Origin of the sequence: Mesorhizobium wenxiniae (assembly GCF_002284535.1) — a bacterium.
Taxonomy (GTDB): Bacteria; Pseudomonadota; Alphaproteobacteria; order Rhizobiales; family Rhizobiaceae; genus Mesorhizobium; species Mesorhizobium wenxiniae.
In genome coordinates, this window is the sequence record NZ_NPKH01000023.1 from 423,832 (window position 1) to 448,478 (window position 24,647).

Sequence of the window (24,647 nt, forward strand, 5' to 3'; positions counted from 1 at the left end):
TGCTTCAATGTCCTGCGCACCGTTTACCTCCTGATTGATTAAAACACGTCCCGACGCGGGTTGGCTTCTTCCCAGACCCGCCTGGCCGCGCCGACCAGTTGGTCGTCCAGCGAACCGGACGCAGGAATCTTCGATTTGAGTTCCCGGCGCAGCTGCTTCAACGCCGTCGTTTTCACCTTGGTGCCGAAATTTGCGAGGTTCGTCCGGGCCTCTGGCAGTTGGTTGCGAAAATCCAGCGCGGCCGCAAATGCAAGAAAGCGGACCGCGGTGGCCTGGTCGGCCTTTTCGCCCTTTTCCATTTCGAGAACCGCGCGATCGAATGCACCATACTCATCGCCCCGCATGGTCGCCATCTCGAACAGTCTTTGCGCTTCCGCCGGGTTGCGCTCCACGCCCACGCCGTCGCGGTACATGCGCGCCAGGTTGCTTGGAGCGTAGGGCTGGCCGAGTTCGGTGGCTTTCTGAAACAGGGCCAGCGCCGTTTTGGGATCTTTATCGACGCCCGCGCCGGACAGATAGTTCCGGCCAAGCAGGTTCATCGAATACATGTCCTGCCGCTCGACGCCAGCCTCCAGGAAGGCAACGGCACGGGCCTGATCTGCGGTCACGCCGTTGCGGCCTTCGGTGAAGATCGCGCCGAGATCGTTCATAGCATATGTGTGACCCATCGCCGCCGCCTTGAGCAGCAGGTCCAGCCCCTTGGCTGTATCGCGCTCGACGCCGGAGCCATGGAACAAGGCTCGGCCCCACGACGTCATCCCATAGGGATCGCCCTTGTCGGCCGCAGCCGCGTAGAAGGTGTTGGCCTGCTTGCGGTCGACAGCCACGCCGGTTCCGGTCGCGTAGAGGTAGCCGAGTTCGAACACTGCGCGCACGTGTCCCCTATCGGCAGCCTGCTGGATGGCTTTCCTGGCCTGCTCCACCTTGCCGGCCGCAAGCAGCGCGCGCCCCAGTTCGTAGCGGAAGCGCGCGACATCGGGATATGCCTTCACCGCAGCCTCGCAGAGCTTCACCGCGTCGGCGCGGATTTCATTTGGCAGCAGGCCAGGGACGACGCCTTGAAGGTCGAGAGGTTCGCCGGCAGCCGAGTCGCACGGATCCACGCTTGGCGACAGTTTCATTTTGGCGGGTTTGGATACTGCGCTGTCCGCCCGAATTTCGAAGGCGATCTCGACCGGTGCGCTGGCGCCGATCTGGGGTTCATAGCGCAGCCCCTCGACTTCACCGACCGTCAAGCTCGATTCGGGCGACAGGGCTCGATCCGGCAGGGAGAGCGTTCCCGTTGCCGGATAGCTGGCAACCTTCAGGCTGACCGCCGAATCGTCTGTCGGGAGGTCCAGGTTCAGAGCAACCGCGCCGATGCCGACCGGAACGTCGATCTCCCGATTCTCGATCGCCTCGGCCGCACCGGTCACATGAATGCCGCGCTGCAGCACCTGCTGCTTCTGCTCGGCTTCGAGTGAGGCCATCACCTGTTCGCCCTGGGCTCCTTCGCCGCTCTTAACCCGGAACACCAGCATGCCCTTGGCTTCGCCGCCCCAATTGTCGCGTGCAGCGTAGGCCAGCATATCCATCTCTTCCGGCTCGCCAACTCCCTTGGGGACATCCATCTGCAAATGCGGCAGATCCTTGCCCTGGATCAGATCTCCCGCTTCGACAACCTTGCCATTCAGCATCAGGCGTCCCAAGGCGGGCGGTCTTTCGATGCTGACGGTGATTGATCCGCCGTCGACCTCCACCGGTTCCGGGAGGTTGAGATCGACAGGCCCGACTCCCGACAACACGACTTTCTCCAACACGGGCGGTAGAGAGGGGCGGCTGCTGCGACGCATCAGAACGACTTCGTCGATCAGCGAAGAGTTCTCCCAGGGAACCTGCAGGCCCTTGGTAGCCTCAACTACATCCCGGCGCACGGTCGCCAATACCGTGCGAATCTCCTGGTTCGGAGCCAAGGCCCGACGAGAAAATGCGAATGAAAATGGGCTGAGGTCGCCGGCGCCGTCATAGGCAACCGCGCCGGGTTCGGTGGCGAAAGCGATCAGTGTGTTCAGCGAGCTTCTTACTTGCGCAAGGCCGGTGCCGCTGGCGGTAATAAGCTGGTCCCTGAGCCAATAGTCCTTGCGAGGGAATGGATTGTTGCGGCAGGCATCAAGGATGATCACCTGGATCTTCGATTTCGAACGCATCTGCTGCAGCACGTCGTTCAGCTTGATTGCCTGGACCTCGACGTCCGCCGCATCTTTCAACGAGGCATCGACAGGGATCAGGAAATTTTCGCCGCCGATCTGAAAGCCGTGACCGGAATAGTAGACGACAGCTACATCCGCCCCGTCCACGGCGGCAAGATAGTTGCGGAACTGACCTTCAAACTGCAGCTTTGTAAGATTGCTCGCGACAAAAACATCAAAACCAGCCGATCGAAACGTGTTGGACACGTCCACCACATCTTTGGCCGGATTCTTGAGGGCCGAGATTTCTTGGTAATCGGAGTTGCCGATTACAAAGGCGACCCTTCGTTCGACTGCAGAAGCCTCGAAAGTCGTGACGCTTGCGAGCATGAATGCCGCAACGAATGCGCAACGTCGGAGCATGGCAAATCCCTTAACCGCTGTTACCTGGCGACCACAAGGACACAGCTTGCAGTGCCAGGTCCGTTAGAGAGCATGCTATCTGCCGAGACGGAAAAGAGAGAAAAAGCCGTCGCGACAGCGGTATATTCCTCACTTGATCGAACCCTAAATTACATCAGAGGCCGGGTGTCCGCAATGATCGTCAAATGGTTTCTCAACCTGGCTATTTGGACCCGTGGTCGATTTGGTCCCCTCTCGGACTTCGCGCGGCGGGCATTCTGATCGTGGCAAGTTGCAGCTGGTTGTGGTCGGCGATGCCCTCGATAAAACACAGCTCGCGCGGCGCACCTCAGTTTCGCCCAGCGACGAACGTCAACTGCCGCCTGCCAGGCCCGACGGCCGCCCTGCACTCTTGCCTTCTGTCCACGCACCACGCGTCGGAGAGCGCCCGAGTTTTCCACTACTAATATCGGGCTACCCCTGATTTTCTCTAGCCACCGTTTCCGAGACTCAATTAGCGTCTTCTTATGGAACATCGGCACGCCATTCGAAGAATCAAGGATGGGCTTTGGGAGGTCTACGACATAGACGACGGTAGGGTTGTCTTCGCAGACGGGGTGGCTCTGACAAATTTGCGGGATGACGAGGCACTCGACGCTCTGGAGTTGCTAAAGGGCGGATTCCTGGTTCCGAGCAGCGCTCCCAAGCCAGCTGACAGTTCCTTGGCGGATACGCTGAGGTCGACCATCCGCAAGATGAAGCACTGACGGCGGATAGCTGACGCACAAAAGCGCCGCCGCTTGGCGGGCTCCCGGCAGGTTTCGGAATTGCGCTTTTTAAAAAGCCGGTGAACTACATCAGCCGATGCGTTCGCTCGTCGAGATCTGCCACCCTATTTTCAGCGACGTCGCAGCCGCGATGCAGAAGGTATCGATCAATTTGCCCGCGCAAGGCTAAACGCGCCGCGGCGTCTCAAAACGAAAAGCTCTCCTTCGTTTGGTTGATGCCGGAACAATGCTCCGTCAGTAAGTTCGTACTGTATATTAGCAGGTGCTGTTATGAGGTTTTTGGCCGTTCAGGAACCGACCAACACATGGGCCGTGTTCGACACCACCGTGGATGTGCCTGCGGACTTCGCTGGCGCTTGCCTTATCGGCTTGACGCGGGAGCGGGCGGAGTGGCTCGCAGCGAGAGCCAATCAAGATGGATCGGTGAGAAGTAATTGGATCGGCCGGTTATCATCCCTGGAGCCTGAGCGCGGCGTGGTTCCATACGCAAATGTCAGAAATGGCTTATACCCGCAGGGAAGATTTCAGTGACGGACGAAGAGGCCGCTGCGTTGGCAGCCAGAAACCAGCAGCCTACGTAAGTCCGACAACACCAGCAAAACCGATCCAGCGATCGGTTCTCCCCGGTTTGTATTCCTGCCCGAAGGACCACGGCTATTGCTGATCCGGCATCTCGGTATTCTCTTTGGGGTTCTTCTTGATCCCCGCGGCAGGCGAGGTGTCGGCCGGGGCGTTTCCACCTTGGTTTTGTTCAGCGGCCCTTTCAAATGGCGAGGTGCGCCAGCCCATATCGGCATACAAAAAGCCAATGAGAAAGCCGACGATAATGATCGCGGCTATCGCCAGCGAAAGTATAGCGTTACGTCTCTCCATGTGCGGCTCCTTCCTGCGAGCCGAACAGCCAGTAGCGAAAATGGTTCCCATCTACCATGGATGCGCAGGAGACCCCTGAAGCTGCAGGTGATGGGAACTTCGCGCCGTGCCGGTGGTTGAAACGTAGGCGCTGCGAGCGGTGAACGCCATCCGTTCTTTCCGTCGCAGCAGGAAGGAGACACCATGGCCAACAAGAATACCACATCGAAGCCGGCAATTCGGCAGGCGAATGCCGACGGCTTGCGACATCCCAGGCGGGACGCCAACGATACTTATGCGGGAGCGAGACCGCCGACGCCAAAGACCGCTGGGACCTCGAAGCCATCGACTGCTCCGCTGGACAATCCGGTGGCGAACCGCAATGCCGGCCGGCCGCGCCAGTCAGGCACCACGCCACGGCCGACGGAAAAGCCGCTGGACTGAAAGGCGATGGCCGGGATCGTACGGGACGGCGGCTGCTTGTGCGGCGCTGTTCGCTTCAAGGTGAGCGGCGCACCGCTACGGGTCGGAATCTGCCATTGGCAGGATATTTCGGCAATATGGGCGCGGTCGTCCTCGGCCCTGCGGCGACAGTCGAACATGCGTCCATGCATACCGAGGCGGCTGAGGCCGCGATCCTCGACGTCAATCTTAATGGGCGGCGGGTGTTTCCGATCGCAGACGAGCTGATGCGCCGCGGCGTGCCCTTCGTCTTTTTCAGCGGTGACGAGGACATCGTCATTCCCGAACGTCTGTGGCACGCCAGCAACCTTCGAAAATCGTCTGACGGCTACGCCGTCTTCGATGCCTTGTTTCCTCCGGAAAGATCGGCCTTGGCGGGAAGCCCTCCCGTCAGCTTGTCCGACAACGTCTTTTCACTTCTGCCAAAGCTCAGGCTCGTGGCGCGTCTGCTTCTGGGGGACGTGGAGGCTTCCGACCGTCTGGTCGAGCGAACGCTGGAGCGCGCCATCGGCGAGATCGACAGGCGGCGGGCCGGCGTGTCGACCGAAGACTGGCTGAACGGCATCATGCGAAATGTCGCTAGAGCGAGCGGGGCGAGCCTGTTGCACTGAGGCTGCGATTCTTTTCCAAGTCTGGAATGTTGGAAAGACCGGCTGGTTTTCCAATAGTCTGAAAAACACGCAAAAACAGGGAGATAGAGGGAATTTCTCTGTCAGAATGCGAGGCGCACCTTAAGAGCCACCCGACACCGCTGACATAGCAGCCTCCTCAGCCTTTCTGGTTGCGGTCGACGAACTTGTTGAATCGGCTGGTTTTCCCGCCGCCGGTTTCGTCCTGGTAGAGGAAGGCCAGGTTGTTTTCGTCGAAGATCCGAAAGAACTCATCCCATTCGATGGCTTCGAACTCCTCCTCGGGCTCGCCAAAATCGATCCGCAGGATGCCGCCTTCGCCCTTGGTCCGTATAGCGGCAGGCCGCCCGCCTCGATCTTCGGCCCACTGGCGGATCTCGTCATGATCGGTAGTCGTCTTCGACTCAGACATCGGAATCTCCTTTCGGCCCCAGATTTGCAGGCGCGTGATCCTCACGATCCGGTCTGCTTGCTGTGCGGCGGAACCGGACCGCTAGACGCATACCCGCTTTCCCGACCACGCGCCGGATGTGCGCCCTAACGCCAAAGAAGCTGCAATGTTCCAGCCCATAGCCAGCGCTGGTCGCGCGCCGCCACGTCGGTTTGCGAGCCTCCCCAAAACCATCTTTGTTGAAGCAGAGGGAACAAACCTTTTGCCAAACAGTTCGGGGCGCCAAGGCCATCTGCGCAAGGAGTTGTCGTGAAACGCATACTGGTTACAGGAGGGTGCGGTTTCATCGGCCGCCACGTCGTCCAGGAACTCGTTGAACATGGTTATGCTGTCTGCATTCTCGACGCGCTGCTGGAACAGGTGCACGGCAGCGAGGCGACCAGCCTGCCGGCAGGAGCCGAACTGATCAAAGGCGACGTTCGCAACCGCGGCGCCATCGCCGAGGCGCTCCAGGGCGTCGACGCCATTATCCATCTGGCGGCCGAGGTCGGCGTCGGCCAGTCCATGTATGAGATCGCCCGCTATGTCGGCGCGAACGACCTCGGCACCGCCACTTTGCTTGAAGCATTGATCAAACGTCCAGTCGAGCGGATCGTCGTGGCTTCGTCGATGAGCGTCTACGGCGAGGGTCTCTATGCCACGCCAGGCGGTCGGCGCGTCGACAATGCACGGCGGCAGCCTAACGACATCAAGAGCGGCCAATGGAATCCGCAGTCGGCGGCGGATGAAAGTCTGTCGCCCCTGCCGACCGACGAGGAAAAGCCGGTCGACCTCGCCTCTATCTATGCGCTGACGAAATATGCCCAGGAGCGCGCGGTGCTGATCTTCGGGGATGCCTATGGCGTCGACGCGGTGGCGCTGCGCCTGTTCAACGTCTTCGGCGCCGGACAGGCGCTGTCAAACCCGTACACCGGCGTTTTGGCGAATTTCGCTTCACGCCTCGCCAACGACCAGCGGCCGATGATTTTCGAAGATGGCGAGCAGAAGCGCGACTTCGTCCATGTGCGCGACGTCGCCCGCGCCTTCCGCCTGGCGCTGGAACAACGCCACGCGCGCGGCCACGTCATCAACATCGGGAGCGGACGGGCCTATGCGATCAGCGAGGTCGCCCGGTTGCTCGCCGACGCTATGGGTGTGCCGGAACATCGGCCTGAAATCCTCGGCAAGGCGCGCGCCGGCGATATCCGCAATTGCTTCGCCGATATTTCGAAGGCGCGCGAACTGCTCGGTTTCGAGCCGCAGCACCGGCTGGAGAATTCACTCGACGAGTTCGTCGCATGGGTTCGCAACACGGTCGCCATCGACCGCGGCGCCGACATGAAACGGGAACTCGACGAGCGGGGACTGGTATCATGAGGCCGGACGGGTTTCGTGAAGCGCCGGTTGCCATCGTCGGCGGCAGTGGCTTCATCGGCTCGAACCTCGCCGACAGCCTGTTGTCGGATGGGGTGCCGGTGCTGGTCATCGACAATCTCAGCCGCCCGGGCGTCGATCAGAACCTGGCTTGGCTGGCGCAGAAGCACGGCAATAAACTTGCCGTGGAGACTGTGGATGTCCGGGACGGAGACGTGCTGGCGCCGCTTTTGGCGCATTCCAAAGCGATATTCCATCTCGCCGCGCAGACCGCCGTCACCACGAGCCTCGTCCAGCCAAGTGAAGATTTCGACATCAATCTTCGCGGAACCTTCAACGTCCTGGAAGCGGCTCGCCGGAGCGGCAGACGCATTCCCGTGATCTTCGCCAGCACGAACAAGGTCTATGGCGGCCTGCCGGATGTCACAGTCCGCGAAGAGGACGATCGGTGCGTACCCTGCGACGCCGGCATCCGCGCCAACGGCATAGACGAGAACTGCGGTCTGGATTTCTGCACGCCCTATGGCTGCTCCAAAGGCGCGGCGGATCAATACGTGCTCGATTATGCCAAGTCGTACGATCTGCCGACCGCGGTCCTGCGCATGAGCTGCATCTACGGCCCGCGCCAGTTCGGCACGGAGGACCAGGGCTGGGTCGCCCATTTTCTGCTTAGCGCGCTTTCCGGCCGGCCGATCACGATCTACGGCAACGGCAAGCAGGTGCGCGATATCCTCCATGTCTCTGATGCTGTTGCGGCCTATCGAGGGGTACTTGACAGGATCGACGACATCAAGGGGCAGGCATTCAATCTCGGCGGCGGGCCGGGCAACGCCGTCAGCCTGCGCATGCTGCTCAAGCAGATCGGCGAGCTGACCGGGCGGAACCTCTCGATCCGCTACGACCGGGAACGCACCGGCGACCAGCCATTCTTTGTCGCCGACACCCGCAAGATAGAAGTGACGCTCGGCTGGAAAGCGCATGTGTCCTGGCGCGACGGCATCGGTGATCTGGCCGATTGGCTCCAGCGTCATCGCCTCGAGCCTGAACCAGCGAGGTACGTGGCATGAAAGTCGCCCTGGTCAATCCGTTCTGGACCTACGAGGACAGCATCTATTTCGGCTGCCGCCAGCCACATCTGCCGCTGGAACTGGGCTACTCGAAAGCCTTGCTGGAGGCCGACGGCCATCAGGTGCTGATGCTGGACGGGCAAATCCAGAAGCTGGACAACGCAGCACTTGCCGATCGCGTCGCCGCTTTCGCTCCGGCCATGACCGTTGTCAGCACGGCGCCGACCTATTTGTTTTGGCGCTGCGCGCCGCCCGAGCTGCGCGTGCCTGCCGACTTCCTCAACAGCCTTGCCGGGCGCGGCGGCCGCACCGTGGCTGTCGGACCGCACGGCTCGGCGACGCCGGCGCCAACGCTGCGCAAGCTTGGCGCCGATGTCGTCGTGCGCGGCGAATGCGAAGAGGTCATCGCCGAACTCGCCCGCCGTGACAATTGGAACGCAGTGCCCCACACCGCTCATCTCCACGAGGGAAAAACTGTCGGCAATGGCGGCGTCCACGCCAGCTCGTTTGTCGGTCATCCGCCCCTCAACTGGCCGTCCGATTGGATTGCTGCCCATTCGCACCATCACCACAGGTTCGACGACAATCAAGTGGGTTTCGGAGCGGAGGTCGAAGCGTCTCGCGGCTGCCCCTACAATTGCAGCTTCTGTGCCAAGATCGATTTCCGCGACGCCTATCGCCGCAGGAACCACGATGCGATCGTGACGGAAATTGATCGGCTGATCGGCCAAGGCGTCGGCTACGTCTATTTTATCGACGAAATCTTCCTGCCGCAGAAGGCGCTGCTGGAGGCACTGGTCGACCGCGACGTCAAGTTCGGCGTGCAGACCCGCATCGACCTTTGGAAGCCGGAGCTCCTCGAATTACTGGGCGCCGCCGGCTGCGTTTCCATCGAGGCCGGCCTCGAAAGTCTGACCGTGGAAGGCCGGGCCGTGCTGGCAAAGCGTTGCCGGCTGGGCACCGAGGAACTGGCCGCGCTGCTGGTCAATGCACGACGTCACGTTCCGTTCGTCCAGGCCAATCTGATCGGCGTGATCGAGGACGATCCCGCTCTGGTCGATCATTGGCGCAAGCACCTCATCGACCGCGGTGTGTGGGCCAATGAACCGGTGCCGCTCTATCCCTACCCCAGTTCGCCCAGCTATCGCGAGCTTTGGGGCGAGCCCGACGATCTCGCCTGGGAGCGCGCCCACGAGCATTACCTGGCCTCGTTCCGGACGTTCAGCGACATCCAGGAGAAACGTCCGCGCGCGTTGGCCGAGTTGGAGGCGACATGTTGCAGTCACTGATCCGCCGCCCGCGGCGAATCCTGATGACCGTTGATGCCGTCGGCGGCGTCTGGCGCTACGCGCTTGATCTGGCGCGGGAGTTGGCTCACGGCGGCGACAGCATCGTGCTCGCCGGGTTAGGCCCGGAACCGTCCGAGGAGCAGGCGAAGGAGGTGCAGGCTTTCGCGGCCTTGGCGTGGCTCAAGACACCGCCGGACTGGATGACGCGGAATGAGAGCGATCTGGAAAGATTGCCGCAGGAATTGCGCGCGCTTGTTTGCGATTGCGCGATCGACCTCGTCCATCTCAATGCGCCGACGCAGGCCGTGGGACTTGATGTGCCTTGCCCGATCGTGGCGGTCTCGCATTCATGCGTTGTGACGTGGCTCCACGCCGTCAGGGGACAGGCTGTGGACGGCGAATGGGCCTGGCAGAAGGACCGTAACAGACGCGGTTTCGATTGGGCAAATGCCGTAATCGCGCCCAGCCGCAGCCATGCCGACATGCTCGAGGCCTGCTACGGGCCGATCGCCCGCCTGAGCGTTGTCAGCAACGGCACACGGCCAGGTCCAAAGGCAGAGACGCGCGAACCAATGGTTCTCGCCGCCGCGCGCTGGTGGGACGAAGGAAAGAACGCAGCTACGCTGGACCAGGCAGCATCGCTGACGACATGGCCGGTCTTCGCTGCCGGGCCGCTCGAGGGCGCCGATGGGCAACGCACCAGTTTCAGCAACGTCGCTCCTCTGGGTTCTGTCTGCCACGATGAAGTACGTCGGTTAATGGCGCAGGCCGGCATCTTCGTGTCGCCATCCGTCTACGAACCCTTCGGCCTTGCCGTGCTGGAGGCAGCCACATCCGCAACACCTTTGGTGCTTGCCGATATCCCGACCTATCGCGAATTGTGGAACGGCGCGGCTATGTTCTACGACGTCCATGATCCACGCGATCTCGCCAGATGTGTCGATCGTCTCTCTGACGACGCCCGATATAGGCGCCGGCTCGGCGAAGCCGCCGCACGCCGAGCGCGCAAGTTTTCACCGGCAAGGCAAGCGGCGGCCATGCACGAGATCTACGATCGGGCCGCCCTGGCCGTTGCGGAACGCTGACGATGCGGTTCCTGTTCTATACCCATTCGGTCGTTTCCGACTGGAACCACGGCAACGCACATTTCCTGCGCGGCATCATGCGGGAACTCGTTGCACGCGGACATCAGGCGATCGCGCTGGAGCCCGCAGACGGCTGGAGCCGTTCGAACCTCCTGGCAGAGAAAGGGCCCTTCGCGGTCGAGCGCTTCAGAAAGGATTTTCCGGAGCTGATGCCGGTGACCTACGACGCCTCCTTCGTCCATGAAGGCTGGATTGCCGGCGCCGATGTGGTGATCGTCCACGAATGGACTGACCCGGACCTTGTCGCGCGCATCGGCAGGGCAAAAGCGAACGGAGGCGGTTTCACGCTTCTGTTCCATGACACCCATCATCGCGCCGTCTCGGCGACGCAAGCGATCTCGGCTCTGCGGCTGGAGCATTATGACGGCGTGCTCGCCTTCGGCGAAGCGTTGCGGGAAAGCTATCTTCGCGCCGGCTGGGGCAAACGTGCTTTCACCTGGCACGAGGGGGCGGATGAGCGCCTGTTCAAGCCGCACCCGGAGATCGACCCTACATCCGACGTGATCTGGATCGGCAACTGGGGCGACGACGAGCGCAGTGCCGAAATCAAGGAATTCCTGATCAATCCAGTGGAAGAACTTGGCCTGGGTGGCACTGTTCATGGCGTGCGCTATCCACGCGAAGCGCTCGCCGATCTTGCCGCCGCCGGCCTGGGTTACGAAGGCTGGATTGCCAATGCCGACGTGCCCAAGGCATTCGCGGCCCACCGCGTAACCGTCCACATCCCGCGGCGCCCCTATCGGGAGAGCCTGCCCGGAATTCCGACGATCCGCATGTTCGAGGCGCTCGCCTGTGGCATCCCGCTCGTTTCGGCGCCTTGGACCGATGTCGAGCAACTCTTCAGGCCAGGCATCGACTTCCTTTTCGCGCGCGACGGATCCGAGATGTGCCGTCATCTTCGCGACGTGCTGGACGATGCTGACCTGGCCGCCTCACTGGTGAAATCCGGCCTCGAAACCATCGGGAGGCGACACACTTGCCGGCACCGGGCGGACGAGTTGTTCGGCGTGCTCGCCGAATGCGGCAACCGCCAAGCCATCGGTCCCATCGCCATAGAGGAGACAGTCGCATGAAGATTGCATTTTATGGGTCGAGCCTGCTGTCGTCCTATTGGAACGGCGCGGCGACCTATTACCGCGGATTGCTCAAGGCTCTTTCTCAGCTCGGCTACGATATCACTTTCTATGAACCGGACGTCTACGACAGGCAGAAGAACCGCGATATCGAGCCACCAGACTGGTGCAACGTCGTCGTCTACGAGGCGACCCCGCATGCGCTGATGCAGGTGGCAGCAAGCGCACGCGAAGCCGACGTCGTCGTCAAGGCGAGCGGAGTAGGCTTCGAGGACGAGGCGCTGCTGCGCGCCGTACTCGACCACGCCCGTGCGGATGCGCTGACAGTGTTCTGGGATGTCGACGCACCGGCCACTCTGGGCCAATTGCGCGACGAGCCGGACCACCCCCTTCACCGCGCGTTGCGGGAGATCGACCTTGTCCTCACCTACGGCGGCGGCGATCCGGTCGTCTGGGCCTATCGTGCGCTGGGGGCGGCTGAGTGCGTGCCGATCTACAATGCGCTCGATCCCGAAACGCATCATCCGGTCGCGAAGGATAAGCGTTTCGCTTGCGACCTCGCCTTTCTCGGCAACCGCCTGCCGGATCGTGAAGCACGCGTCGAAGCCTTCTTCCTCGATCCGGCCAGCCGTTCGGGCGATCAGCATTTCCTGCTCGGCGGATCCGGTTGGGGTGACAAGCAGCTTCCGGCAAATGTCGCATGGCTCGGCCACGTCGGGACGCGCGACCACAATGCGTTCAATGTCACATCCAAGGCGGTGCTGAACATCAGCCGCGACAGCATGGCCGCCAACGGCTTTTCACCTGCCACGCGCGTCTTCGAGGCTGCGGGTGCCGGCGCATGCCTCATCACCGACGCCTGGCTCGGCGTGGAATTGTTCCTGGTCCCGGGGGAAGAGATCCTGGTGGCGCGCGACGGCAACGATGTCGCCGAAATCATGCGCACCCTCACACCCCAGCAGGCAAAGGCGATCGGTGCATCTGCGCTTCGGCGTGTTCTCGCCGAGCATACCTATGCGCTAAGGGCAGCCGTGGCCGACGCCGTTTTCAGGCGTCATTTCGAACGCCCCACCGTGGAGGCAGCGGAATGACCAAGCGGTTCGATATCGTCTTTCTTGGCCTGTCTTTGTCCTCTTCATGGGGAAACGGCCACGCCACGACCTTTCGAGGGTTGCTGAAGGGCCTGCACGAGCTCGGCCATCGCATCACCTTCCTCGAACGCGACGTGCCATGGTATGCAAGCCATCGCGATTTGCGCGACCCGGATTTCTGCACGTTGCGCTACTACGAAACGACGAACGATCTTCGTCGGACGTATGCTCGCTGCCTGCAGCAGGCAGATGTCGTGGTGGTTGGGTCCTTCGTTCCGGAGGGGCGAGCCGTCATCGACATCGTCGCGTCCTTGTGCACGGGCCAGTTCTGCTTCTACGACATCGACACGCCGGTCACGCTGGCAAAGCTCGCCGCGAATGATTGCGACTACATATGCCGACGGCAGATTCCGTATTTCGACGTCTATTTCTCATTCACCGGCGGGCCAACGCTCGCCCGTTTGGCGGCGGATTTTGGTGCACGGCGCGCCGAGCCGCTCTACTGCTCCGTCGACCCGGAGCGGCATCGCCGAACGTCCGATCCGATCTGCTGGGACCTTGGCTACCTCGGCACCTACAGCTCGGACCGGCAGGCGACACTGGATGCTCTCCTGCTTGAACCGGCAAGACGCATGCCGGACCGTCGCTTCGTCGTGGCCGGCTCGCAATTCCCGTCCGAGACCGTCTGGCCAAGCAACGTCGATCGCATCGAGCACTTGCCGCCGGCAGACCACGCCGCTTTCTACAGCCGCCAGCGCTACACGTTGAACGTCACACGCAGCTCCATGATAGCGGCTGGGTGGTCTCCCAGCGTACGCCTCTTCGAGGCGGCTGCCTGTGGCACGGCGATCATCAGCGATCGCTGGACCGGTCTGGATAGCTTCTTTCCGACAGCCACGATCAATACGGCCGGCCAAGCGGAGGAGGTGATCGATATCCTGTCCAGGCAATCCGACCGCGTCAGGCTGGCTATGGCCAAGCGAGCGCGCGCGACCATCCTGGCATCACATACTGGCGCCGCGAGAGCTCGCGAATTCGTTTCGCTGCTGGCGCGGCCAAGATCGGCACGTCCAGCCCTCGATCTGGACATCGAAAGTGCAGCATGACTGGCAGACAGGAGAAAATAGAGATGCGGCAATCAAGAAGGACGCAACGGACCAAAACGGCGCTTGTCGCCGGCGGCGCGGGTTTCCTCGGTTCGCATCTTTGCGAAACACTGCTTCAGACCGGGTACCGGGTGATCTGTGTCGACAATTTTCTTACCGGCCGGATGGAAAACATCGTCTCGATGATGGACCGTCCTCGTTTCCGGTTGATCGAGCAGGATATTTGCCGCCCCTTGGACCTTGCTGAACCGGTGGACCGCATTTTCAACCTGGCGTGCGCCGCATCGCCGCCGCGTTACCAAGCCGATCCGGTTCATACCACGCGAACCTGCGTGATCGGAACGCTCAATCTGCTTGAGCTTGCCGCCCGAAATAATGCGCGCTTCCTTCAGGCATCGACAAGCGAAGTGTATGGCGATCCCGAACAGCACCCGCAAAGGGAAGACTATGTCGGTCATGTGAACTGCACCGGTCCTCGTGCCTGCTATGACGAGGGCAAGCGAACCGCCGAAACCTTGTGCTTCGATTATTTGAGAACCGAGATGGCCGACATCCGGGTCGCGCGCATCTTCAACACCTATGGTCCGAGGATGGATCCTGCCGACGGCCGGATTGTCTCGAACCTGGTGATGCAGGCTCTCGAGAAGAGACCACTGACGATATTCGGCGACGGGCTGCAGACCAGGTCGTTCTGCTATGTCTCCGATCTGGTTGACGGTCTGGTCCGTCTTATGGATGTCGATCCCAATCCGCGCCAACCGGTCAATTTAGGCAATCCCGGGGAATTCACCGTTCTTCAACTGGCTGGATTGGTGAGAGATATGACCCATAGCAACTCGGTCTTCAAATTCCTGGCACTGCCGCAAGACGACCCTCGCCGGCGGCAACCGGACATTTCCCGAGCAAAAACCCTTCTGGATTGGTCGCCAAAGGTGCCGCTCAGGCGAGGCCTGATGCAGACGATCAGCTATTTTATGGAGCTCGAAGCGAGCCGTAACGAGGATCGAATTCCCTCAATTGCGCCAAGCGTGAGGTCCGCTTCAGGCCGACTGCAAAACTTGCCGGCCTGAAGTCAGGGGAGAGCTGTGCGCTCGGACATGGGCCATGTGAGACCGTGGCGCCCGAACGCGCGCTCTCACTTTTTGTCATTAAGGGAACATCCAGCCGAGCTCGCCGTTGGGCGAAGATACCGGCATGGAGAACCGACCCGTGCATCGAAAACGATCCGCCAAGGACATCGAGCAAATGGCCGAAAGGGAAACGGCTGCTTTTCTGAGACGTGCCTCGATCATCTACCTTGAATGCTGTGTGAGCCTGATGATGACGCACCTCGAGCGCGAGGAAGTGGCCACCATCCTCGAAAAGGAAGCGGATATGCTGCGACGGCTCGACTGAGGCTTGCGGCGCTTAGGCCCAGGCAGCCTCAAACAGCGCGCAGCTTTAATCGGCCATGAAGTTCGTGATTTTTCCAGGGTCGCAAGGAACATTCCCGGCAACTGGCAGTTCGGCGCGAGGAACTTATCTTCAACAGCGATGGCGGCAGTTTCGTGGGATCGAAAAAGGTACGGATTGGAATAGCCGGCGTCGGCAATTGCGCGTCTTCCCTTGTCCAGGGCCTCTCATATTATCGGGACGCTAGGGGTAATGAGCCGATACCGGGCCTGATGCATGCCGATCTTGGCGGTTATCATGTCGATGACATCGAGGTCGTCTGTGCTTTCGACGTCGCCAAGGGCAAAGTTGGGCGGGATGTGGCGGAAGCCATATACAATGCGCCCAACAACACCTTCCGCTTTGCCGATGTCGAAGCAACCGGCGTTCGCGTCGAGCGCGGACCAACGCTCGATGGAATCGGCAAATATCTACGCGATGAAATCGAGGAGGCAGAAGAGCCGGTCGCGAATGTCAGCGCGCTGCTGCGGGAAAGCGGCGCTGACGTATTGGTCTCATATCTGCCGGTCGGCTCGGAAGAGGCTACGCGTTTTTATGCCGAATGCGCGCTCGAGGCCGGCTGCGCCTTCGTCAACTGCATACCGGTTTTTATCGCGTCGCGACCGGAATGGCGCCAGCTCTTCGAACAGCGTGGCCTGCCGTTGATCGGCGACGATATCAAAAGCCAGGTCGGCGCGACGATCGTGCACCGGCTGCTGGCTAATCTGTTCCGCGAGCGCGGCGTCCGCATCGACCGCACCTATCAGCTGAATTTCGGCGGCAACACCGATTTCCTCAACATGCTGGAACGCGAGCGGCTGGAATCGAAGAAGATTTCCAAGACACAATCCGTAACCAGCCAGCTCGACGTTCCCCTGGAGGCCGGTAACATCCATGTCGGCCCCAGCGACCATGTGCCTTGGCTTACCGATCGAAAATGGGCCTACATCCGAGTCGAAGGCACGACGTTCGGCGGCGTGCCGCTGAATGCAGAGCTCAAACTGGAAGTGTGGGATTCGCCCAACTCCGCCGGGGTCGTTATCGATGCTGTCCGCTGCGCCAAGCTGGCGCTCGACCGCGGCATCGCGGGAGCGCTGACCGGCCCTTGCAGCTATTTCATGAAGTCGCCGCCCGAGCAGTTCACCGATGCCGAGGCACGCCTGCGCACGCTGTCTTTCATCGCCGGTAGGGACGAGCCGATGCTCGATGCCGCGGAATGACGACGACATTCTTTTTGATCCGCCATGCGGCGCACGACAATGTCGGCGCCTATCTTGCCGGTCGCATGGCCGGAGTCTGCCTTGGCGACACCGGCAGGGCACAGGCGTTGCGCCTGGCCAGCCACATGGCACCGAAGCCGCTAGCAGCCATCTGTTGCAGCCCGCGCGAACGAACATTGGAAACCGCAAAACCGATCGCAATCGCCTGCAGTCCCGATAAGATTACAATCTGCCAAGAGCTCGATGAGATCGACTTCGGCGCGTGGTCGGGAAAGACTTTCGAAGAGTTGAACCAGGACGCCGACTGGCGGGTGTGGAACAGTCGGCGTCAGCAGGCGAGGACGCCGGGCGGCGAGACCATGCTGGACGTGCAGCAACGTGTCACCTCGCTGATGCAGCAGCTTCGCAAACGCTACCAGAACCAGTCCGTGGCACTGGTCAGCCATGCCGACGTGATCAAGGCCGCCGTCTGCAAGGTGCTCGGCTTGCCGCTGGGAGACTGTTTTCGCTTCGATATCGATCCTGCTTCGATCACCACTGTCGTATCCGGTGACTGGGGCTCCAAGCTGATCCGATTGAACGAAGCCGCCTGACGAGGACAGCCGGATGCGAATGGTCATTTTCGGTCTCACCGTCACCTCTTCATGGGGAAACGGACACGCGACGCTGTGGCGCGGCCTGATCCGGGCGCTGGGCGGGCTGGGCTGGTCCGTCACCTTCTTCGAACGCAACACTCCCTATTATGCCGGGGCGCGCGACCTTGATCATCTCGATGGCGGCAACGTCGTTCTCTATCCGGACTGGGAAGACATTCGCCATGTCGCGGAACAGGCTATCGGGCAATCGGACGTCGTCATCGTCACGTCCTATTGCCCCGACGCCGTGGAGGCATCGCGCCTGGGGCAGCAGACCTGTCGCGGGCTGAAAGTTTTCTACGATCTGGACACCCCGGTCACACTCGCCCGGATCGAACAAGGTCTACGACCGGCGTATTACGGGCCCGAAGGCCTTCGCGATTTCGACCTCGTCCTGAGTTATACGGGGGGAACCGCAATCGATGCGCTGAAAACTCTGCTGGGTGCGCGCCGTGTCTTGCCACTCTATGGTCATGTCGATCCCGAGCGACACCGGCCAGCAGAGCCCCGGGCTGAATTTGCTGGAGATCTATCCTATCTCGGAACTTATGCGGCTGATCGCCAGGCCGGCGTCGAAAAGTTGCTGGTCCGCACGGCAGCGCGCCTGCCGGACCACCGTTTCGTCATCGGCGGCGCCCAATATCCGCACGAATTTCCGTGGGGCGAAAACATCTTCTTTGTCAGGCATCTTCCGCCTGCGGATCATCCGGCCTTCTTTTGCTCATCGCGTCTGACGCTGAACGTGACCCGCGAGGCGATGGCCAAGAGGGGCTGGTGTCCTTCGGGCAGGCTGTTCGAGGCGGCAGCCTGCGGCGCGGCGATCGTGAGCGACACCTGGCCAGGCCTGAGCAGTTTTTTCCAACCCGGCAGCGAGATCATCCTGGCGGACACCACCGACGACGTGGTCGCGGCAGTCTGCTTGTCCGACAGCGACGTCGACGCAATCCGGCGCCGTGCGCGCGAGCGGGTGTTGGACGAGCACACCTCTGCGCAGCGCGCCAGGGAACTGGACCGCCTCCTGTCCGATGCATTGCAGGGCTTGACGGCGGGCGAGCCGTTGAAGGAAGCAATCTGATGTTGGGCATCGTGCCCGCTGCCGGCCGCGGCAGCCGCATTCAACCGCTCGGCTTCTCGAAGGAGCTCCTGCCGGTCGGCAGTCGCATCGACGGCCAGACCGAGCGCCCGTGCGCGGTGAGCGAATATCTGGTGCGTCGCATGGTGCGCAATCGTGTCGACAAAATCTGCTTCGTCATCGGATCGGGCAAATCGGACATCCTCGAATACTATGCCGCCGGCTACGGCGACGCCACCGCACTGTTCGTCGTACAGCCCACTCCCGTCGGTCTTTGCGATGCGATCTTCCGCGCCGCCCCGCTCGTCGCACCGGACGAGACGGTTCTGATCGGCCTGCCCGATACGATCTGGTTTCCGGAAGATGGCTTCTGCCGCCTGCCGGACGACCGGCTGTCGTTTCTACTCTTCCCAGTGGATCACCCCGAACTCTTCGATGCCGTCGTTCTCGACCAGGGCGACCGAGTGAGGGAGATCCAGGTCAAGCAACAGGACGCCGCATCGAACTGGATTTGGGGCGCGTTCAAGATGCCGGGCCGCATACTTCACCAGCTTGCCGCGCTTTGGCGCGAGCGGAATCAAAGCGACGAATACGTCGGTACACTCATCAATGCCTATCTGGCGGCCGGCGGCGAGGCTTACGGCGTCAAGGCAGGCACCGCCTATGTCGACGTCGGCACTTTCAACGGCTACCGCACGGCACTTCGGCTGCTTGAGAACAACGACCCTACGTTGGAGGACCCGAAAAACCTCATGTTCGCGCTGCGAGGGCAGTCGCAGATACCAAGCCATCCAGGCGAAGGAGGCTAGCCATGTTGCATTCGAACGCGGAAATCCGTCGCCGCATCGATGCCCTTGGCCCGTGGTTTCACAACATGGAGCTGGCAGGCGTCGAAACCGCCCCCGACCATTTCCTCGGCAACTACCCGCTGATCAAATGGCGCAAGTTCGCCGACGCCATTCCTGCCGATCTGTCCGGCAAGGCCGTGCTCGACATAGGCTGCAACGCCGGCTTCTACTCGATCGAGATGAAACGACGCGGCGCCGGCCGCGTCCTCGGCATCGATTTCGATGAAGCCTATCTGGCGCAGGCGCGCTTCGCCGCCGAGATCGCGGACTGCGACATCGAATTCCAGCAACTGTCGGTCTACGACGTCGGCGCGCTGCGGGAGAAATTCGACATCGTCCTGTTCATGGGTGTGCTGTATCACCTGCGCCACCCCCTGCTCGCTCTCGATCTGATCCGGGAGCATGTCGCCGGCGACCTGATGATCTTCCAGTCCATGCAGCGCGGCAGCACCGAACTGCCTGCACTCGATGAGAATTATCCTTTCTCGACACACGATCTGTTCGACCGGCCCGAGTTTCCCAAGCTGCATTTCGTCGAGCATCGCTATGCCGACGACCCGACCAACTGGTGGATTCCCAATCGCGCCTGCACCGAAGCGATGCTGCGCAGCGCCGGCTTCGAGACCGTGCTGCACCCGGAGCAAGAGGTTTATTTCTGCCGCGCCGCCAACGAACCGGCCGGTGGAGGCGCCGTCTACCCGTCGAAAGGACAACTGCATGATTGAAGCTGCGATGATCTGGAACGAGCCGAACAACAAGTCCCATTGGGATCCCGAACTCGACCCCGACTGGAGCCGCTTCGCCACTATGGCAATGCTGGCCGCCGATGCGATCGCATCGGAAAACCCCACCGTGACCAAGATCCTGGGCGGCATTTCGCCGATCGATGCCGATTTCATGGCGCTCATGAAGCAGTACGGCGCGCTGGATCATGTCGATGCCGTCGCCGTGCACGGCTTTCCGCTCGACTGGAACCTCTGGCAGATTCAGGAGTGGCCCCAGAAGATCGGCGAGATTTCGACCGTCACCGATCTTCCTGTATGGGTCAGCGAAGTTGGTGTGTCGAGCTTCGGTGCCGAGGAGGTGCAGCTATGGGGCTTGCGCCGGACCGCCGAACTGCTGCTCGGCAACGCCTCGCGCATACAATGGTACAGCCTCTACGATCTTCCGCGCGAATGGGGGGCAACGACACGCCATCGCGAGGCGGAAGGCTCCTCCTACTATCGTCACTTCTACATGGGCCTGCTACGCGAAGACGGTACGCCCAAACCCGCGCTCGAGGAATTCCTGCGTTACACGCCCGAAATGGGACTGGTGCAATGGTTCCACTTTGAAGATCCCCGGCTGGATGACGCCGTCGCCTGGATGAAGCGGCTGGGCGTCACCAATGTGCGCACCGGACTTTCCTGGGCCGATAGTTTTAGGCCGAATGCGCTGGACTGGTACGACCGGCAGATGGAAGCGCTTGCCGACTTCGACGTGACCATCACCTTCTGCTTCACTCCCGAGCACCGCGGAGTGATGCCGCATCACACCAGTCCGCCGCTAGTGCCGGAGGAATTTGCCGAGTTTTGCGCGACGATGACCCGCCGCTACGCTCCCGCCATGGCTGCCTCGCCAGTCAGAGCGGTGCGGGCTTCGGCAGCGTGAGTGAGCAATGCAACACGCACCTGACAGATCCGGAACGCTTGCCGAATTCGCGGCCCTGCTGACAGGCGCTGCCCCGCACGGCTCTGACGGTGCTGAAATCATGATCGTTGTCGCGCATCCGGATGACGAGACCATCGGCATCGGCGGACATCTTGCCGGATTGCGCGGATCTCGCATCGTGCATGTCACTGACGGCGCGCCGCGAGACCTTGATGACGCGCGAGCGTACGGCTTCGAGACTTGGCAGGACTACGCCGAGGCCCGCCATAGGGAGTTGGAGACAGCGCTGGCGGCAGCGGAATTGCCGTCGACGACCATGATCAGCCTCGGTTATCCCGACAAACAAGCCGCCGGGAATCTTGGCGCGCTCGCACGGGAGCTGACCGGCCTTTTGGCCGATCGCGATGTCAGTTTCGTCTGTACGCATCCTTATGAAGGCGGTCACCCCGATCATGACGCGACCGCCTTTGCCGTACATGCGGCTTGCCATTTGCTGCGCCGCGATGGACGCCCGGCGCCGGCCATCGTCGAAATGGCGTTCTATTGCGCCGGACCTGAGGGCGCAGTCCTCCAGGACTTCAACAGCGTTCCCGGCGGTGAGTGCATCGAACTCCACCTTACGGAAGCGGCCTTCGAACGGAAGCAGTGCATGCTGGCCTGCCACCGGACACAGCAACGGACGCTGGCGCCGTTTACGGCGCGCGTCGAACGTTTCCGGGTGGCGCCCACCTATGATTTCCTGGCGCTGCCGAACAACGGCAAGCTTTATTACGAGGCGCTGCCGCTCGGCTTGGAACCGGCGGTTTGGCTCCACGCCGCCGCCGCTGCACATGAGGAGCTTGGGCTCGGCCGGCCATGACCCTCACCGTCCTGAACGTCGCCTACCCTCTCGCGCCAGTCGGCCCCGATGCGGTTGGCGGTGCCGAGCAGGTGCTGTCGATGCTCGACCAGGCACTCGTGCGCGCGGGACACGGCTCCATCGTGATCGGTTGCCAGGGCTCCAAAGCAGCGGGCGTCCTCATCGAGACACCTGCTGAACCAGGCGTGCTCGACGATGCGGCGAAAAAACGGGCACAGCGCTCCCACCGCGCAGCGATAGACGTCGCACGCGCCCGTTGGCCGATCGACGTGGTTCATCTGCACGGCATCGATTTCGATGCCTATCTGCCTGGCCATGGCCCGACGCTTGTAAGCCTGCACCTGCCGCTCGATTGGTATCCGTCCGATGCTTTGCGCCCAATCCGTGACGATCTATGGCTGCACGCCGTCTCGGCGGCCCAACAGAGGACCGCGCCGCCGGGTGCCAAACTGGTTGCGCCCATTCCAAACGGCGTCGATATCGACGCGCTGAGCGGTCGGCAGTCCAAGCGCAACTTCGCGCTGGTGCTCAGCCGCATCTGCCCGGAAAAGGGCATCCATCTTGCACTGGATGCGGCCAAACAGGCTGGTGTGCCGCTGGTCATCGGCGGCAAGGTCTACCCCTATGAAACGCACACTCTCTACTTTCGTGACGAAGTCCAGCCGCGCCTCGACAAGCAGCGCCGCTTCCTCGGTCCGCTCGGCTTCACCGCCAAACGGCGCTTTCTCAATGCCGCCCGGTGCCTGGTCATTCCCAGCCTTGCCGCAGAAACCAGCTCGCTTGTCGCGATGGAGGCGATGGCCTGCGGCACGCCGGTTGTCGCCTTTCCAAACGGCGCGCTGCCGGGCGTGGTCGAACACGGCAGGACGGGCTTTCTGGTCAATGACGTCCATGAGATGGCGGGAGCCATAGTCGCAGCATCCCGCCTGGATGCCGAGATATGCCGGGCCGAGGCGCGGCGGCGCTTTTCGCTCGACCAAATGATTTCGTCTTACATGAACGCGTACCATGCGCTGGCAGAGCTTGGTGCCGGCCGCAGGCGCCTCGCGCCGGTGCAGTGAGCGGTTTTCATGCTCCGCTCCGAGACCATCGACGATCCGGCCGCCCTTGAGGCCCTGGCGCCGCGCTGGCGGGAGCTCTGGGCGCACAGCCGGACGGCGACGCCGTTTCAATGCCCCGCCTGGCTGGTGCCGTGGTGGCGCACATTCGCGCCCGGAGAACTGGCGACGATCGCCGTCTGGCGTGGCGACGATCTGGTGGGATTGGCGCCGCTTTATCTAGAACACACAACTTCCGGTTCGAAATTGCTTCCGGTCGGGATTTCATTGAGCGACTATCTGGATGTCCTGTGTTTCCCCGGCATCGAAGCGGCTGTCGCCGCCGTCATCGCCGACCGGGCTCTTGCGATCAATTGGTCGCAATGGATTTTGCCGGATCTACCGGCGGGTGCCGCGGGTCTCGCCATAACGCACCCTGCACTGGAGGCGGGTCAACTCGTCGATCACGCTGCTTGTCCCGTGCTCTCGATTGCCGGGGACGAGGCGCTGGCGGTCCGCGTTCCGGCGCGGCGAAGACGCCAGTTGCGCCGCGCACATAAAGCCGCATGCAGGCGCGGCTGCGTTTCCATCATGTCGGCGCAAGCCGATCCCAAAACATTCTTCGATCAACTGGTCCGCCTTCACGGCGCGCGTTGGGCCGGACATGGCGACGGCGTGCTGGCCGACCCGGCTGCGGAAGAATTCCATCGACAGGCGCTTCCACTGCTTGCCGCGCAGGGCCTTGTGCGATGCTGGCTTGTTGCTATCGATGATGCGGTCGTCGGGGCCTATTACGGATTTCACCATCGCCACCGCGCCTACGCTTATCTTGGCGGTTTCGATCCGGCCTACGCCGATGAAAGTCCCGGCGCAATCCTCATTGGTCACGCGATTGCCGAGGCGGCTCGTGAAGGGGCGCGGGAGTTCGACTTTCTGCGCGGCCAGGAAACCTATAAGTATGGCTGGGGCGCCGTCGACCAATGGACAATGCGAAAGGTCTGGACGCGGAGCATCGCTCAATGAGCACGACCGGACGAAAATCATCGTCACAGGCCTCGACAGCAAGAATGGTGCTCGATGAGTGCATTGCCGACGGCGCCTGCGTCGAAGCCATCATCGCCAGACTGGCGCTTCGCTTCGCGACGGGGATCGATGCCGCAGAATTGGCTGATTTGGCGCTGGATATGCATTCGGCCGACCTTCGAAAACGAGACAGACTGGAGCGGATCGCCGACCTGCTTCGTCACCGGCCTGACATCTTTGCCATGCTGCGTGAAACAGGTGCGGCCGTTCGCCACGAGCGTAATCAGGAGGAAACGGATGCCGCTGTCGTCAAGCGGCTGGCCGCCGGGTTCGATGCGGCGGCGATGATTTCCCTGCCTGCAAGCGTGCAACTGTCCTCCCTGGGCGACGAGGAGAGGCTTTCAGCCGCTACCGATGAGATCGTCGAATGGCTGGAAAGGCATGGCTTCACCGGCGCCGATCGGGACATACTGGACATTGGTTGTGGCATCGGCCGATTCGAAAGCGCGCTCTCCAGCGCGGCGCACCGGGTCGTCGGCATCGACATATCTTCGAAGATGATTTCGATCGCTCGAGAGCGATGTGCCAAGCTGCGCAATGTGGAACTTCGGCCGACCTCTGGTCTCGATCTTGCCGATTTTGGCAACGCAAGCTTCGATTGCGTGCTGGCTGTCGACAGTTTCCCCTATCTGGTACTGGCTGGCCTGGCGGAGCGGCATTTCAAGGAAATTGCGCGTGTTCTGAGAACGTCAGGCATGGCAGCACTTCTGAATTACTCCTATCGCGGATCGCCGGCGCTGGATCGTGCCGATGTTCACCGCCTCGCCGAAGCCCACGGCATGCAGGTCGTGGTTGCCGGCGAGAAGCCGTTCCGGCTGTGGGATGGCAATGCCTTTCTTCTTTCTGCATCCGACGGAACATTACGGCCCAATGATTGTTCGGGCGTCAAATAGAAAAGGCACCTGTGAGTGCCCACAATCCGAAGGAGGACTAGAT

The 24,647-nt window shown here is 61.7% G+C and carries 24 protein-coding genes and 1 pseudogene; 22 read left to right on the forward strand and 3 right to left on the reverse strand.

The window, feature by feature from the left end; all coding sequences use genetic code 11:
• Positions 1-38: 38 nt before the first annotated feature.
• A complete protein-coding gene (locus tag CIT31_RS18505) occupies positions 39-2,591 on the reverse strand; it encodes a caspase family protein (RefSeq protein WP_095519779.1) in 2,553 nt (850 codons plus the stop codon).
• Positions 2,592-4,012: 1,421 nt separating this feature from the next.
• Positions 4,013-4,231, reverse strand: coding sequence for a hypothetical protein (locus CIT31_RS18520; protein ID WP_095519942.1), 219 nt, complete (start codon positions 4,229-4,231; stop codon positions 4,013-4,015).
• Between the two features lie 183 nt (positions 4,232-4,414).
• On the opposite strand from CIT31_RS18520, the gene CIT31_RS18525 reads away from it, so the two are divergent.
• The 3 genes and pseudogenes from CIT31_RS18525 (at position 4,415) to CIT31_RS18535 (ending at position 5,283) form a co-directional block, all read left to right on the forward strand.
• Positions 4,415-4,654 carry a hypothetical protein gene (locus CIT31_RS18525; RefSeq protein ID WP_095519782.1) on the forward strand — a complete coding sequence of 80 codons (240 nt, stop codon included), beginning with the start codon at positions 4,415-4,417 and terminating at the stop codon, positions 4,652-4,654.
• Between the two features lie 6 nt (positions 4,655-4,660).
• A pseudogene (locus CIT31_RS36280) lies at positions 4,661-4,720 on the forward strand (hypothetical protein); the annotation flags it as partial.
• Between the two features lie 29 nt (positions 4,721-4,749).
• Positions 4,750-5,283 (forward strand): response regulator, encoded by a 534-nt coding sequence (locus tag CIT31_RS18535; protein ID WP_206073385.1) that lies wholly within the window; start codon positions 4,750-4,752, stop codon positions 5,281-5,283.
• Between the two features lie 157 nt (positions 5,284-5,440).
• Here CIT31_RS18535 and CIT31_RS18540 read toward each other — a convergent pair whose 3' ends face one another.
• Complete coding sequence (locus CIT31_RS18540; RefSeq protein ID WP_029356200.1) at positions 5,441-5,713, reverse strand: hypothetical protein; 273 nt, start codon at positions 5,711-5,713, stop codon at positions 5,441-5,443.
• Positions 5,714-6,001: 288 nt separating this feature from the next.
• Here CIT31_RS18540 and CIT31_RS18545 point away from each other — a divergent pair, with 288 nt between their 5' ends.
• From CIT31_RS18545 to CIT31_RS18635, 19 genes are all read left to right on the forward strand, one after another.
• Positions 6,002-7,108 carry an NAD-dependent epimerase/dehydratase family protein gene (locus CIT31_RS18545; RefSeq protein ID WP_095519783.1) on the forward strand — a complete coding sequence of 369 codons (1,107 nt, stop codon included), beginning with the start codon at positions 6,002-6,004 and terminating at the stop codon, positions 7,106-7,108.
• On the forward strand, positions 7,105-8,172 hold the full coding sequence (locus CIT31_RS18550) for an NAD-dependent epimerase/dehydratase family protein (protein ID WP_095519784.1): 1,068 nt from the start codon (positions 7,105-7,107) through the stop codon (positions 8,170-8,172). Before CIT31_RS18545 ends, CIT31_RS18550 begins: the two co-directional genes overlap by 4 nt.
• Complete coding sequence (locus CIT31_RS18555) at positions 8,169-9,461, forward strand: TIGR04295 family B12-binding domain-containing radical SAM protein (protein WP_095519785.1); 1,293 nt, start codon at positions 8,169-8,171, stop codon at positions 9,459-9,461. Before CIT31_RS18550 ends, CIT31_RS18555 begins: the two co-directional genes overlap by 4 nt.
• A 23-nt stretch (positions 9,462-9,484) precedes the next feature.
• The gene (locus tag CIT31_RS18560) at positions 9,485-10,546 is read left to right on the forward strand and encodes a glycosyltransferase family 4 protein (RefSeq protein ID WP_165778492.1); all 1,062 of its coding nucleotides are present in this window, start codon (positions 9,485-9,487) and stop codon (positions 10,544-10,546) included.
• 2 nt (positions 10,547-10,548) lie between these two features.
• Complete coding sequence (locus tag CIT31_RS18565) at positions 10,549-11,679, forward strand: CgeB family protein (protein ID WP_095519787.1); 1,131 nt, start codon at positions 10,549-10,551, stop codon at positions 11,677-11,679.
• Positions 11,676-12,770, forward strand: coding sequence for a CgeB family protein (locus CIT31_RS18570; protein ID WP_095519788.1), 1,095 nt, complete (start codon positions 11,676-11,678; stop codon positions 12,768-12,770). Before CIT31_RS18565 ends, CIT31_RS18570 begins: the two co-directional genes overlap by 4 nt.
• Complete coding sequence (locus CIT31_RS18575; protein WP_095519789.1) at positions 12,767-13,876, forward strand: CgeB family protein; 1,110 nt, start codon at positions 12,767-12,769, stop codon at positions 13,874-13,876. The genes CIT31_RS18570 and CIT31_RS18575 overlap by 4 nt, the downstream gene beginning before the upstream one ends.
• A 23-nt stretch (positions 13,877-13,899) precedes the next feature.
• Complete coding sequence (locus CIT31_RS18580; RefSeq protein WP_095519943.1) at positions 13,900-14,946, forward strand: UDP-glucuronic acid decarboxylase family protein; 1,047 nt, start codon at positions 13,900-13,902, stop codon at positions 14,944-14,946.
• Between the two features lie 106 nt (positions 14,947-15,052).
• Positions 15,053-15,271 carry a hypothetical protein gene (locus tag CIT31_RS18585; protein WP_165778471.1) on the forward strand — a complete coding sequence of 73 codons (219 nt, stop codon included), beginning with the start codon at positions 15,053-15,055 and terminating at the stop codon, positions 15,269-15,271.
• Between the two features lie 152 nt (positions 15,272-15,423).
• The gene (locus tag CIT31_RS18590; RefSeq protein WP_065006871.1) at positions 15,424-16,527 is read left to right on the forward strand and encodes an inositol-3-phosphate synthase; all 1,104 of its coding nucleotides are present in this window, start codon (positions 15,424-15,426) and stop codon (positions 16,525-16,527) included.
• Positions 16,524-17,120 carry a histidine phosphatase family protein gene (locus CIT31_RS18595; protein ID WP_065006872.1) on the forward strand — a complete coding sequence of 199 codons (597 nt, stop codon included), beginning with the start codon at positions 16,524-16,526 and terminating at the stop codon, positions 17,118-17,120. Before CIT31_RS18590 ends, CIT31_RS18595 begins: the two co-directional genes overlap by 4 nt.
• Positions 17,121-17,133: 13 nt before the next feature.
• Positions 17,134-18,237, forward strand: coding sequence for a CgeB family protein (locus CIT31_RS18600; protein ID WP_095519790.1), 1,104 nt, complete (start codon positions 17,134-17,136; stop codon positions 18,235-18,237).
• Positions 18,237-19,043 (forward strand): nucleotidyltransferase family protein, encoded by an 807-nt coding sequence (locus CIT31_RS18605; RefSeq protein WP_165778493.1) that lies wholly within the window; start codon positions 18,237-18,239, stop codon positions 19,041-19,043. The genes CIT31_RS18600 and CIT31_RS18605 overlap by 1 nt, the downstream gene beginning before the upstream one ends.
• A 2-nt stretch (positions 19,044-19,045) precedes the next feature.
• Positions 19,046-19,807, forward strand: a complete 762-nt coding sequence (locus tag CIT31_RS18610; RefSeq protein WP_065006874.1) for a TIGR04290 family methyltransferase — start codon at positions 19,046-19,048, stop codon at positions 19,805-19,807.
• Positions 19,800-20,732 carry a glycoside hydrolase 5 family protein gene (locus CIT31_RS18615; protein WP_095519791.1) on the forward strand — a complete coding sequence of 311 codons (933 nt, stop codon included), beginning with the start codon at positions 19,800-19,802 and terminating at the stop codon, positions 20,730-20,732. Before CIT31_RS18610 ends, CIT31_RS18615 begins: the two co-directional genes overlap by 8 nt.
• A gap of 7 nt (positions 20,733-20,739) precedes the next feature.
• Positions 20,740-21,591, forward strand: a complete 852-nt coding sequence (locus CIT31_RS18620; protein WP_095519792.1) for a PIG-L deacetylase family protein — start codon at positions 20,740-20,742, stop codon at positions 21,589-21,591.
• Positions 21,588-22,652 (forward strand): glycosyltransferase, encoded by a 1,065-nt coding sequence (locus CIT31_RS18625; RefSeq protein ID WP_095519793.1) that lies wholly within the window; start codon positions 21,588-21,590, stop codon positions 22,650-22,652. The genes CIT31_RS18620 and CIT31_RS18625 overlap by 4 nt, the downstream gene beginning before the upstream one ends.
• 9 nt (positions 22,653-22,661) lie before the next feature.
• Entirely contained in the window at positions 22,662-23,651 is a 990-nt protein-coding gene (locus tag CIT31_RS18630) for a GNAT family N-acetyltransferase (RefSeq protein WP_095519794.1), read from the forward strand.
• Positions 23,648-24,604, forward strand: coding sequence for a class I SAM-dependent methyltransferase (locus CIT31_RS18635; RefSeq protein ID WP_095519795.1), 957 nt, complete (start codon positions 23,648-23,650; stop codon positions 24,602-24,604). Before CIT31_RS18630 ends, CIT31_RS18635 begins: the two co-directional genes overlap by 4 nt.
• Positions 24,605-24,647 lie beyond the last annotated feature (43 nt).